Source organism: Pseudomonadota bacterium (genome assembly GCA_030859565.1).
Lineage (GTDB): Bacteria > Pseudomonadota > Gammaproteobacteria > JACCXJ01 > JACCXJ01 > USCg-Taylor.
The window spans coordinates 19,554-31,924 of record JALZJW010000032.1 but is presented as its reverse complement, the minus strand read 5'-3'; the positions used below and the strand labels follow the sequence as shown (position 1 = coordinate 31,924).

Genomic DNA, 12,371 nt, shown 5'->3' with positions numbered 1-12,371 from the left:
CTCTAAGCCCTTCAGCGCCGCTTCGCAGCTTCCGAAGGTCTTATAGCGATAATCGCCGGTCATCACGCAAATATCGTGGTCGATGCCCTGAACGCGCTCCGCCAAAACCTGCGGGAAATCCCCGTCCATATCGAGATGCAAATCGCTGAGGTGCAGGATCTTCAAACCTTCAAACGCATCCGGGAGTCCGGAGATCGGGACCGTGTTATGACGCAGCTCAATACGACGCGCATTGCGGCGTCCGCGTTCCAGCAGCAACGATATGCGCAAGCTAGTGCGGATCAGTGAGTGCACGGAATACCAGTTCTCCAGATGGAAGAACTTCAATCCTTGACCAAATATCCTGGCTTGATCGTCGGACTCGATACCGAGGCGCTGGCGAAGGTGAATGGGAGCGAGGCGGCCATTTAGCCGCTCGATGAGGTCTTGGTCGGACGGAGGAGTTTTCGCCGAGATTTGGGAAAGGAGCACACCGGGGTGCCGATCCACAAGTGAATTCTGTTGGGCTATGGCGACGGCGTTTAGCATGTGTCTATGTACTCGGTACGGTGGTAGTTGATTTTAGACTAATGCAGCAGTTTAGACAGCAAGATTCGTACTCGAATACATGCACGACGGCCCCAGGCGAATTGGGTTCGTGGTTGAATCGTCGTTAACTAGCTCTGTTGGACGTGGCGGACTCGACTCGAGCGCCGTTAATGATTTCGGGTCATAATTCCGATTCTAGGCCCGGAATGTGTCAGTCCCATTGCGGTAAGAACACGCTAGGCACCTAGCTAGAATATTGGGTGCAGCGTAAGAGTTCTGTGACTTTTTTCACAAAAGATGCGAAATAGTTACGCATCGCCGTCAAGCGGCTTTTCGTCAGAAGCGCTGTTTTCCAAACGCCTCGGGAAGTGGGATGCGCTATGTGCGCGCGGAGCTATTAGGTCGCCTCAAAAGCGAGGATTCGATAACGGACCCATCCCACTTCGCTGACCCATGCGGCATACCGCGTCGCGCGCTCCGCGCCTCGATGGCCAATGATGCCGAGGATGCGCAGGAGTGCCTTGTAAGTCGGCAAGGTGTTTTCGGTGATGTCTTCATTGTGGACCAGCCGGAAACCGCAGTGACGGGCCAGTAGCCGATATCCCGTCACCGAGCCGGGCGAACAATAATTGAACGATCCATAAAATCGGCTCATTGCGCGCGTGTGCGCCAGGAGCCAGAGCGCCAAGGGTAGGGCTGCGGGAGCAAAAGGGACAAAATCGGATATGACTAATCGGCCGCCCGGATTCAAAACCCGGCGCGCTTCTTTAAGAAAGCGTAAGCGGCTAGGAAAATGAAAGATGCACTCAACGGCCATAACGAAGCCGAAGCTATGATCTCTGAAAGGCAATAGACAAGCATCGCCCTGCACAAAGCTTAGATCATTTCCGCCTCGTTCCTCGATGAGTTGGCGCGCGCGTTGTAGTTGTCTGAGCTCGATGTTCAATCCGGTGACGCTGATGCCCCCCAAGCGCTCGTTTAGGTACGCTATTGTACCCCCGAAGCCACAACCCACGTCGAGGAGCGGTTGTTGTGGGTCGACCCTAGCCACGTTTACCATACGTTCGGTCAAGGCATCCTGGGCTTCAATGAGGCATTGGATCGAGTCATCGGCTTCACCGGGCGTACCGTAGTAGCCCCAGTGCACATGACGGGTCCCGAGGGCCTTGACGAAAGGGTCATCGGATGCCACTGCGATGCGTTCGAACAGGGTATCGAAATAGGGCAGCCGGACGCGAACGGCTGCGCTCCGAGATTTTCGGGCCATGAATGTTCTTAACACGGCTTGGATGTTCTAAGCCGGGCGAGCGCCGGCGGTCGTCCACTTCTACAGAATCGATGTTTCGGATCACGCATTAAGTGATTAACCCAGGAAACGCGCTTGCGGAAATCCTACTCCATAAACGGGAAGAAGTTGCGGCGCGTAAGGTAGGTTGTACGTTCGATGAGGTTCGTGCGCGCGCCAGGGATGCCGGCGCGGCGCGTGGTTTCACCGCGGCGATCCGCGAGCGCATCGCGTCCGGACGCCCGGCGGTCATCGCGGAGCTGAAACGGGCATCGCCTAGCCGTGGGATTATACGAGAGGATTTTCAGCCCGCGCCGATCGCGATGAGTTATGCACGCGCTGGCGCTGCGTGCTTGTCGGTGTTGACGGATAGTCTTTTTTTTCAAGGCACCGATCCGCACTTAAAGGAGGCGCGCGCGGCGTGCGCGCTGCCGGTCTTGAGAAAAGACTTCGTCATCGACCCTTATCAGGTGTACGAAGCGAGAGCCCTTGGCGCCGATTGCATTTTGCTGATCGTGGCGGCGTTAAACGACCGGCAGTTGCGGGAGCTGTCCGCTTTGGCGTGCGAGATCGGGCTCGATGTGCTCGTTGAGATTCACGATCGCGAGGAACTCGAACGGGGGCTCATGCTGCGTACGCCCCTGATCGGTATTAACAATCGCGATTTGCGCACATTCACGACCGATCTGCAGACCACTATCCGGCTCCTGGTCGATGTTCTGGATGATCGCATCGTCGTCACCGAAAGCGGGATCCGCACGCCCGAGGACGTACGGTTGATGCGGCGCCATGGGGTCAACGCCTTCCTTGTCGGTGAAACCTTCATGGCGGCGCCGGATCCGGGCGAGAAGCTCAAAGAGTTATTCCAGCCGCTTCAATCCGAGTAAGCGTTCCCGCGCCTTGTCCGTGCTCATGTGTCCTGAATCGTTTCGGGATCGGAGGCGTCGGTTTGGCCATAGCTCTTGAAACGCGTCACGACCTCCGCCATCTCTGTATTCGATAGGATCACCGGTGCGCCGATCTGCAACGACAGGCAATAGAGCCGAGCGAGAAATTCCACCTCCTGGGCTAAGCGCGAAGCGTCTTTGAGGTCGATGCCCGCGACCATCATCCCGTGGTTCGCCATCAGGCAGGCTCGCCGGCCTGTTAAAGCGCCGACCACGTGATCCGAGAGCGCTTGAGTTCCAAAAGCCGCGTACGGTGCGCACGGGATGCTGCGATCGCCGGCCACTGCGACCATGTAGTGAAACGCCGGGATCCCCAGGCGGCAACACGCCAAAGCGGTGGCGTGAGGAGTATGGGCGTGCAGCGTAGCCCCGACCTCGGGCCGGGCGATGAAAATGTCGCGGTGGATGCGCCATTCGCTCGAGGGACGCAGGTGCCGACCGCGCACCTCCCCGGCGAGCGTAACTTCGACGATGTGCTCGGGTTTGAGATCCGCATAGGGTATTCCGGTCGGCGTGACCAGGAAGGCGTCTGCGGTACGCGCCGCGAGATTGCCCGCGGTGCCGACGTTTAAACCGCTGGCGCTGAGCTCTCGCGCCGTGGCGACAATAGCTTCACGAAGCGCTGGCTGCTGCATGGTCAAGGCCGGCCGGTTCTAGGCGCTAGTCGCCGAGGCGATGCGTTTAAACCCGCGTCGGATGTAAGCATCGGCTGGTCATTGACGCAGGAACATGGCGTACGCCGGATTCTCCGTTTCTTCCGCGTGAACGAGCCCGAGTCCGTTCAGAAACGCGTCGAATCCTTTCCGCTCGCGCTCCGGGACCTGGATCCCCACTAACACCCGCCCATAGGCGGCTCCATGGTTGCGGTAGTGAAACAGGCTGATGTTCCAGCGATCGCCCAACTCGGTTAAAAAATGCAGCAGCGCCCCGGGGCGTTCCGGGAACTCGAATCGGAACAAGACTTCGTCGGCGATCGGTCCGGCGCGCCCTCCAACCATGTAGCGGATATGGACCTTGGCCATGTCGTTGTTCGAGAGATCGGCTACCGGGTAACCCTTTTCTTGGAGCGAGGCGATCAAGGCGTTTTTTTCCGTGATACCGTGACGCAACTGGATCCCGGCGAACACCTGGGCGTCGCGCAGGTCGGCGTACCGATAGTTGAATTCGGTGATCGATCGCGCCCCGAGCGCGTGGCAAAACGCCCGAAAGCTCCCCGGGTGTTCGGGAATGGTGACCCCGAGGAGCGCCTCGCGCTGTTCGCCGAGCTCCGCAAGCTCGGCGATATGGCGCAGCCGATCGAAGTTGACGTTAGCCCCGCTAAAAATCGCCACGAGGTTGCGTCCACTGAGTTTGGTCCCGGTGACATACTGTTTCAAGCCGGCGAGCGCCAGTGCCCCGGCCGGCTCGGGGATCGAACGGGTATCTTCGAACGTGTCCTTGACCGCCGCGCATATCTCGTCGTTTGTGACCAGCAGCACTTCATCGACGAACTTCTGCGCGATGCGAAACGGTTCCGCGCCCACCTGGCGGACGGCCGCGCCGTCGGCGAAGATCCCGATGTGGTCCAGGGCGATACGTTTCCCGGCCTTGAGCGCCTCTCGCATGCTGGGCGCTTCGTCGGATTCGACCCCGATGATCTTAATCGCCGGGATCAGTTGTTTGACGTACGCGGCGATTCCGGCAATGAGTCCGCCACCACCGACGGGCACGAAGATCGCATGTAGATCGCCCGAGTGCTGTTCGAGGATTTCCTTGCCGACGGTGCCTTGGCCGGCGATCACCAAGGGGTGGTCGTAAGGGTGAACGAAGCACAGCCCGCGTTCCTCCTCGAGCCGATGCGCACGCTCGCAAGCATCGTCATAGGTATTTCCGTGCAGCACGATTTCGGCTCCCAGACGCCGTACCGCGGCCACCTTTATCTCGGGTGTTGTTTTCGGCATCACGATGATCGCGCGCAGATCGAGACGCTGGGCGGCCAAAGCCACCCCTTGGGCATGGTTCCCCGCCGAGGCGGCGATGACACCGCGTTGGCGTTCGGCCGGGCTGAGGTGCGACATCAGGTTGTACGCGCCGCGGAGTTTGTAAGAGAATACCGGCTGGAGGTCTTCGCGCTTTAACCACACCGTGTTATCGAGCCGCCGGGACAGCTCGGGCGCGTGGTCAAGCGGTGTCTTCTTAGCGACGTCGTAAACGCGCGCTGTGAGGATAAGCTTTACATACTCGTCTATCATGACCATTACGATACCATTGAACGGCCTGTGCACGTGACTCAAGACGAAAAGAAACGCCGCGCGGCTGAGGCCGCGATCGAGCATGTTGAAGCGGGCGCCGTCATCGGGGTGGGTAGCGGTACGACGGTGAACCTCTTCATCGATATACTTGCGGCGCGGGCAATACAGCGGATTGACGGCGCCGTTCCCGGCTCTCAGGCGACGGAGGCGCGGCTGAAGGAGCGCCGCATCCCGGTCGCCGATCTTAACCACACCGGCGGGCTACCCCTTTATATCGATGGCGCGGACGAGGCCACGAAGCACCTGCAATTGCAAAAGGGGGGCGGCGGCGCGCTCGCCCGCGAAAAAATCATCGCTGCCGCGAGCCGGCGATTTCTATGCATCGTCGATGACAGCAAGCTCGTCGATGTGCTCGGCCGCTCTCCGCTGCCAATCGAGGTACTCCCCATGGCCCGGAGCTACGTCGCCCGCGAGCTAGTGAAGCTCGGAGGTCAGCCGCTATGGCGAAGCGGTTATATCACCGATAACGGCAACGTTATCTTGGATGTGCGTAATCTTTCGCTGCTGGACCCCGCCAAGATGGAGGCCGAGATCAATCACATTGCGGGTGTCGTAAGCAACGGGATCTTCGCGCGCCGCCCCGCGGATCTTCTGATCATTGGGACGGAAACGGGCGTTAAGACGCTAAGCTGAAAAAATGCCGCGGGTATTGATTACGATCGGGCTGCTGCTGGTCGCGATTGGCCTCCTCTGGCCGTGGATCACCAAGTTGGGTTTGGGGCGTTTGCCGGGAGATATCGTCATTGAGCGCGATGGTTTCAAGCTCTATTTCCCGATCGTGACGGGTTTGCTCATCAGTTTAATCGTCTCGGCGGTTTTGTGGCTGTTTCGACGCTGATTCGACGGTTTTCGGTAGATCGTGTCGCGGCTAACGCTGGTAGTTCCCGGGCTCTTTGGACCGTACTCGGGTCGGTTTGACGCTGGCGCGGAGCATCGTTTCCGGGCGTTAGCGATCTTGCTCGCGCGCGCGGCGCGGGTGGACGACGGCGGGTGTTACGAGACCCTCATCTGCCGCCTCTTCGGCGTCGAGGAACATCGAGAGTATGATCTCCCGGTCGCGGCAATTACTCATCTCGCCGATTTTATCTCCGAGCACGAGGGTGGTTGGATGCGCGCCGATCCGGTACATCTGCAACCCGACCTAGGCAAGCTGATCCTGTTCGATGGCCGTAGCTATAGCCTCGGTGTGAACGAAGCCCGGCGGCTCGTGAGTGATCTCAATGCCGCCTTGGCAGCCCATGCGATCGAGATCAAGGTGGGGCGCGATCCCAAGCGCTGGTATGTGCGGCTCGAAGGTGCAGCGGCGGTTAAAACGTGGCCGCCTTCGGCGGTGGCCACGCGGCACGTAGAGGATTTTTTGCCGAAGGGCAGGGACGCTAAACGATGGGTGCGGCTCATGAACGAGGTCCAAATGGTGTTGCATGCTACCGCGGTCAACCGCGAGCGGGAGGACCGCGGTGAGCCGGCCATCAATAGCCTATGGTTTTGGGGAGCGGGAAGCTTGCCGCCTGTCGCCGCGGTTCCCGGCCGCGCCGTTTGGGGTGCGGAACCCATCATGACCGGCCTGGCAATTCTCGGCGGTTGCGCGCCCTCGCGCCTGCCCGGAAGTTTTAGAGCACTGCTGGAGCAAGCCGGGCCTGCGACCGAATGCTTGGTGGTTTTTCCCGAGGAGCCGAGCGCTCACGATCCCCAGGCCTGGCTTGAGCAGGTCGCGCGCCTTGATCGAGACTGGTTCCAGCCGCTGCTCAAGAGACTAAGACTGGGACGATTAAGGCGGGCCGATCTTTATACCGAAGGCTGTCATTTCGAGATTACCGTGAAGAGCCTGTGGCGATTATGGCGGCGGCCCGGACCAATAACACCGTAGACACGTCCTGGCGAAACCGGCGACGAACGATTCATCATATCGCGCGCGCTGGCCTCCTGGTGGTGAGCCTGGCCGTGCTCGCGGGGTGTGCGGGAAGCCTCACGCATCGCCAACCCGCCGTGGCCGGCGGATCGCCGGGGATCGTAGCGACCGCCTTGAGCCTGACCGGGGTGGCGTATCGTTACGGCGGTGATTCGCCCGCGGAAGGTTTCGACTGCAGCGGCTTCGTTAGATATGTCTACGCTAAGCATGGGATCGTGCTCCCGCGCGATACGGCATCGATGGCGGCTGCTTTAGCGCAGGTGCCTTTGGCGGCCCGTCTACCCGGCGACTTGCTGTTCTTCCACACCGCTGCCGGCCGCCCCTATACCCATGTTGGAATATATATGGGCCAAGACGAATTCGTGCATGCGCCGAGTGTCCGCGGCGGAGCGGTGCGGGTGTCGGATCTCCGGGCAGGCTATTGGCGGCAACGGCTGGCCGGGATCCGGCGGCCGGTCGTTCCCTACTGGTCGGCGCATCGGGCGTGGCTCCGGCGGGTAGAGGGGCCCGCGCCAAGCACCGATAAATAATGCTTGAGGCGCGGGCTGGCGGATACCGCCGATGAAAATTGCGTTAAAATGAAACCTACACACGCAAAGACTCTGCCCTAGCGCGCCTGAACCAGCATTTATGAAGCAAGCACTGCAGCAACGCTTAGGGCAGAGCCTCATCATGACCCCCCAGTTACAGCAAGCGATTCGCTTGTTGCAACTGTCCACCGCGGAACTGAGCCTGGAAATCCAGCAGGCGCTCGAGTCTAACATGATGTTGGAGGCTGTCGAGGATGAGCACGAAGACGGCCACGGGAGCTTGAAGTCGCTAGAAGCCGAAAGCCTCCCGTACGCCGAGCCGCCAAAAGCCGCGAGTGAGATCGAAGATGTGGCCGGCGCCGCGATCGGTCAGAATATTCCCGAGGAACTTCCGGTCGATAGCGCATGGGATGATGTCTATGACGCGTCAATGCCCCAAGCCGTTTCGGGGGACCACGCCGGTTTTGAAATTGAGAATCAGCGCGCCGCGGGCGAATCGCTGAAGGACCACCTGCTGTGGCAAACCAATCTGTCCTCGATCAGTGATATGGACAAAGCGATTGCCTATGCAATCGCCGATGCGCTGGACAATGATGGTTTCTTAAGAACAAGTCTTGATGAGCTGCGCCAATCCGTCAATCAAGACCAAATCGAACTCGACGAAATCGAGGCCGTTCTGCATTGGGTGCAGCGCTTGGATCCTCCGGGGGTTGCGGCGCGCAGCCTGCAAGAGTGTTTAGCCATTCAACTGAGTCAGCAAGACGGCGGTAATCCGTGGCTGGAACAAGCCAGGCATTTAGTGGAAAAGCATTTTGACCTCCTGGCCGAGCGTGATTACGCACGCTTGGCGCGGCGCATGAAGTTGAGCCGGGAGGAACTGCAACAGGTAGTCGCGCTGATCCAGACCATGAATCCGCGGCCCGGGGCGCACCTTCAGGATGCCCGGGTGGAATATATCGTACCGGACGTCCACGTACGAAAAAAAACCGGTGCGTGGCAGGTTGAATTAAATGCCGAGGTCATTCCGCACCTGCGCGTTAATCCCTATTACGCGAGCATGGTGCGCCGGGCCGACAACAGTCAGGACAACACCTCGCTGCGCACGCACCTGCAAGAAGCACGATGGTTTATAAAAAGCCTGCAAAGCCGAAGTCAGACATTATTGCGGGTCGCAACGGCCATCGTTGAGCGTCAGCGCGCCTTTCTAGAACACGGTGACGTGGCGATGAAGCCGCTGGTCCTGCACGATATCGCCGAGGTATTGGGCATGCACGAGTCAACGATTTCGCGCGTAACCACCCGCAAGTACATGCACACGCCCAGAGGAATTTACGAGCTCAAGTATTTTTTCTCGAGTCATTTGAGCACTTCCGCGGGCGGGGAGTGTTCCTCAACAGCCATCCGCGCTGTCATCAGAAAACTCATCGCCGCCGAGAACTCGTTGAAACCCTTGAGCGATAGCAAGCTCGCGGCGGTGTTATCGGAGCAAGGAATTAACGTCGCCAGGCGGACCGTCGCTAAATACCGCGAGGCCATGGCCATTCCGCCCTCGAATGAAAGAAAACGCCTCGTGTAGCGGTGCAGCGACACCAGCGTATTCGGTTTCAGCTCTTGCGAAACGCGGCAAGTACTTGCATCAAGTCGTGGAGCAGAACGCGCATGCTTAGAGGTTCTCTTTAGCCAATTCTAACTAACGGGAGTCGCAATGCAAATAAACGTTACCGGTCACCATATGGAAGTTACGGAAGCGATCCGCAATTACGTCGAGACAAAATTTGAAAGGATGGAACGGCATTTCGATCACGTTACGGCAATTCATGTCATTTTGGCCATCGAGAAGCAGCGGCAACGCGCGGAAGCCAAGATGCACGTCGCGGGCAGTCATCTGTTCGCTGACGCCGAGCACGACGATATGTACGCGGCAATCGATGCATTAGTGGACAAATTAGACCGCCAATTGCTGAAACACAAAGACAAGATAACGGATCATCATCGCGGGGACGGCGGCCGCAAAGCGTAGAGGGGGCTGCTTACGGTCATAGCGCACGGAACAAGAGTATAAGCGATGGGTATGGGTGAGATCCTGGTCCGCGATCGCGTCGCCGTCCAGGTCGATGTAGGCAGCAAGAAAGGCGTGCTCGAAGCCTTGGCGAGATTGATCGCGGATCAACCAGAGAAGTTAACCAGTGACGAGGTGTTCCATAGCCTGATCACGCGGGAGCGGCTCGGTAGCACCGGATTGGGACGCGGGGTTGCGATCCCGCACGGCCGGACCGCGCACGGCGATCAGCCCCGCGGGGCGTTTATTTATACTAAGACCGGCGTTGATTTCGACGCCATCGATGAGAAGCCCGTCGATCTTTTTTTTGCGTTACTGGTTCCGGACCGATGCCACGACGAGCATCTAAGGATACTCGCCGAGCTTGCGGAAATGTTCAGCGATGAGGAGTTTGTGTCCCGGATCAGGGCATGTACCGGCGCCGATACGCTCTATGAGCTACTGAGCGCATGGCCGGATCGCCCGCGAAGCTATGGCGTCGGTCACAATTAGCGATTTATTCGAAATCCATTCCGAGCGGCTTGCGCTCAAGTGGGTGGCCGGGCGCGCGGGCGGGGGGCGATCCCTATCGGGCCGGGTGTGGCGGGATCTGAACCAGGCCGGGCGCGCGGGCGGGGGGCGATCGATTAGGTCCGATGAGGTGCACCCCGCGACCAGCAGGAAGATCGTCGGGGACGCTATAAGCGCCCCGGAAACAAGGCGCGAACACAGCGCGGGCTTGGGCTCCAAGAAATCCTTGGTGGGCCACCTGAATTTGATTCATCCGAACCAGATCCAGGTCCTGGGATCCTCCGAGGTCCAATATATGTCGGGGTTGCGCGCGATCTCGCGCGAGGATGCGATCCGGCAATTGCTGAGTCACGCACCCCATTGTATCGTCGTCGCCGACAGTCAGCTCGTACCCAAGCAGCTAGGCAGGGCGTGCGAGGAAAGCACCACGCCGCTTTTCACCTCGACGCTCGCGAGCAATAAGCTCACCGATGACCTGCATTACTACCTCTCGAATCTTTTGGCCGAGGTGGTGACGCTGCACGGGGTATACTTGGAGGTGATGTCCATAGGCGTATTGCTCATCGGTGAGAGCGGGGTTGGAAAGAGCGAATTGGCTCTGGAGCTCATCACGCGCGGACACCGATTGATCGCAGACGACGCGCCGGAGTTTTCGCGCATCGCCCCCGATATCGTCAACGGCACGTGTCCGAAGGGCCTCCTCGATTTCCTCGAGGTGCGCGGGCTTGGCATCTTGAACGTTCGCGAACTGTTCGGCGCGGGGGCCTTGCGAAGCAACAAGTATTTGCGCTTGATCATTCGCCTGGAGCGATTGGAGGGTGAAGGCTTGATTAACCTCGATCGCCTGGAAGGAAGCTATAGTGCGCGCCGGGTCCTGGGATTGGATTTCCCGGAGATCGTCCTCCCCGTGGCGCCCGGCCGTAACTTGGCGGTATTGGTCGAGTGTGCCGCCCGTAACCACATCTTGCGCATGAGCGGTTATAACTCGGCCGACGATTTCATGCAGAGACAGCGCGCTTTGCTCGATAAAGCGGTTTGAGGGTTGCCGTGGCCCGGAGGTTGATCATTGTCACGGGTATGTCGGGTGCGGGAAAGACCACCGTGCTCAATGTCCTCGAGGATCTGAGCTATTACTGTATCGATAGCCTCCCCATCGATCTGGCGCCGGAATTGTTCTCTCAAATTCGCTCGGCCGAGCAACCGCTTTACGAAAACGTTGCTATCGGCATCGATGCCCGTAATTCCGCCGATGCATTGACCAACTTCCCGCGGTTTTTGCGGCAACAGCAAAGCAGCGAGCTTGCGGTGGAGCTTGTATTCGTGGAGGCCGGCGACGAAGCCTTGCTCAGGCGCTTTAGTGAGACGCGCCGCAAACACCCGCTCTCCGCAAGTGAAGTGTCGCTCACGGTCGCCATTCACGAGGAGCGGCGTTTGCTTGGGCCGCTCGCGGAGTACGCGGATTTACGCATCGACACAAGCCGCACCTCGGTCCACCAGTTGCGGGCTCTGGTGCGGGAACGAGTCGCACAAAGGCAAGCCAACATCATGTCGGTACAACTCATCTCGTTTGGATTCAAGCACGGTCTTCCCGCGGACGCCGATTTCGTTTTCGATGTACGCTGCTTACCCAATCCGCATTGGGAACCTCGGTTGCGCGACCTCTCCGGACGCGATCCACCGGTCATCGAATTCTTGGAGGCGGCGCCGCTCGTCCACGACATGACGGCTCAGCTCCGTGCGTTCTTGGACTCGTGGTTACCTCGGTTTGAAACGGACCAACGCAGTTATTTAACGGTCGCCGTGGGATGCACCGGCGGGCACCATCGGTCGGTGTATATCGTGGAACGCCTGGCGTCCCATCTTAGCTCGCAAGGACGGCATGTGCTCGTAACCCACCGCGACGGGACAGGGATCCTATGAGCGTCGGCATCTTGATCATCGGACACGACAACGTCGGTGAGTCGCTTCGCGATAATGCGGTAAAGACATTCGGAGCAGAGCCGCTGCCGCTCGCCGTCGTCAGCATCGGACGCGACTGTGAACCGGAACGAGCCCACGCTCAAGCCAGCGCCATGATCCAAGCCCTAGACCAAGGCGACGGCGTGCTCGTCCTGACGGATATCTGTGGCGCCACACCGTGCAATATCGCAACCCGGCTGCTGGGTGAAGCGCGCGTGAAAATCGTAACCGGCGTCAATCTGCCGATGCTGCTGCGAGTACTGAACTACGCCGATCTAGGCCTGGAGCGGCTCGTCGACAAGGCCATTACCGGCGGTCGCGACGGGATCGTGGAAATCAGCGATACGGATTAG

14 protein-coding genes and 1 pseudogene are annotated in these 12,371 nt (G+C 59.3%); 11 read left to right on the top strand and 4 right to left on the bottom strand.

The window, feature by feature from the left end; translation table 11 throughout:
• Nucleotides 1-528 (bottom strand): metallophosphoesterase (locus tag M3436_06875; protein MDQ3563860.1); only part of this gene is annotated, 528 nt, incomplete at its 3' end.
• Nucleotides 529-925: 397 nt separating this feature from the next.
• A complete protein-coding gene (locus tag M3436_06870) occupies nt 926-1,795 on the bottom strand; it encodes a class I SAM-dependent methyltransferase (GenBank protein MDQ3563859.1) in 870 nt (289 codons plus the stop codon).
• A gap of 122 nt (nt 1,796-1,917) precedes the next feature.
• Between M3436_06870 and trpC the strand changes: the two genes are divergently transcribed.
• Entirely contained in the window at nt 1,918-2,700 is a 783-nt protein-coding gene (gene trpC / locus M3436_06865; protein MDQ3563858.1) for an indole-3-glycerol phosphate synthase TrpC, read from the top strand.
• A 23-nt stretch (nt 2,701-2,723) separates the two neighbouring features.
• Here the strand turns inward: trpC and M3436_06860 are convergent, their stop codons facing one another.
• Both M3436_06860 and ilvA read right to left on the bottom strand, forming a co-directional pair.
• Nucleotides 2,724-3,395 (bottom strand): class II aldolase/adducin family protein, encoded by a 672-nt coding sequence (locus tag M3436_06860; GenBank protein ID MDQ3563857.1) that lies wholly within the window; start codon nt 3,393-3,395, stop codon nt 2,724-2,726.
• Between the two features lie 78 nt (nt 3,396-3,473).
• A complete protein-coding gene (gene ilvA, locus M3436_06855; GenBank protein MDQ3563856.1) occupies nt 3,474-4,991 on the bottom strand; it encodes a threonine ammonia-lyase, biosynthetic in 1,518 nt (505 codons plus the stop codon).
• Between the two features lie 33 nt (nt 4,992-5,024).
• Between ilvA and rpiA the strand changes: the two genes are divergently transcribed.
• The 10 genes and pseudogenes from rpiA to M3436_06805 all read left to right on the top strand — a co-directional run bounded on the left by rpiA (nt 5,025) and on the right by M3436_06805 (nt 12,371).
• A complete protein-coding gene (gene rpiA / locus M3436_06850; GenBank protein ID MDQ3563855.1) occupies nt 5,025-5,684 on the top strand; it encodes a ribose-5-phosphate isomerase RpiA in 660 nt (219 codons plus the stop codon).
• Between the two features lie 4 nt (nt 5,685-5,688).
• Nucleotides 5,689-5,889, top strand: a complete 201-nt coding sequence (locus M3436_06845; protein ID MDQ3563854.1) for a DUF2905 domain-containing protein — start codon at nt 5,689-5,691, stop codon at nt 5,887-5,889.
• Between the two features lie 21 nt (nt 5,890-5,910).
• The gene (locus M3436_06840; protein ID MDQ3563853.1) at nt 5,911-6,918 is read left to right on the top strand and encodes a hypothetical protein; all 1,008 of its coding nucleotides are present in this window, start codon (nt 5,911-5,913) and stop codon (nt 6,916-6,918) included.
• A gap of 167 nt (nt 6,919-7,085) precedes the next feature.
• Nucleotides 7,086-7,490: pseudogene (locus tag M3436_06835) on the top strand (C40 family peptidase).
• 100 nt (nt 7,491-7,590) lie between these two features.
• Nucleotides 7,591-9,066: an RNA polymerase factor sigma-54 gene (locus M3436_06830; GenBank protein ID MDQ3563852.1), complete on the top strand. Its 1,476-nt coding sequence runs from the start codon at nt 7,591-7,593 to the stop codon at nt 9,064-9,066.
• Between the two features lie 129 nt (nt 9,067-9,195).
• On the top strand, nt 9,196-9,510 hold the full coding sequence (gene raiA / locus M3436_06825; GenBank protein MDQ3563851.1) for a ribosome-associated translation inhibitor RaiA: 315 nt from the start codon (nt 9,196-9,198) through the stop codon (nt 9,508-9,510).
• Between the two features lie 45 nt (nt 9,511-9,555).
• Nucleotides 9,556-10,041: a PTS sugar transporter subunit IIA gene (locus tag M3436_06820; GenBank protein ID MDQ3563850.1), complete on the top strand. Its 486-nt coding sequence runs from the start codon at nt 9,556-9,558 to the stop codon at nt 10,039-10,041.
• Nucleotides 10,022-11,098, top strand: a complete 1,077-nt coding sequence (gene hprK, locus M3436_06815) for an HPr(Ser) kinase/phosphatase (GenBank protein ID MDQ3563849.1) — start codon at nt 10,022-10,024, stop codon at nt 11,096-11,098. Before M3436_06820 ends, hprK begins: the two co-directional genes overlap by 20 nt.
• A 38-nt stretch (nt 11,099-11,136) precedes the next feature.
• Nucleotides 11,137-11,979 carry an RNase adapter RapZ gene (gene rapZ / locus M3436_06810; GenBank protein ID MDQ3563848.1) on the top strand — a complete coding sequence of 281 codons (843 nt, stop codon included), beginning with the start codon at nt 11,137-11,139 and terminating at the stop codon, nt 11,977-11,979.
• A complete protein-coding gene (locus tag M3436_06805; protein MDQ3563847.1) occupies nt 11,976-12,371 on the top strand; it encodes a PTS sugar transporter subunit IIA in 396 nt (131 codons plus the stop codon). The genes rapZ and M3436_06805 overlap by 4 nt, the downstream gene beginning before the upstream one ends.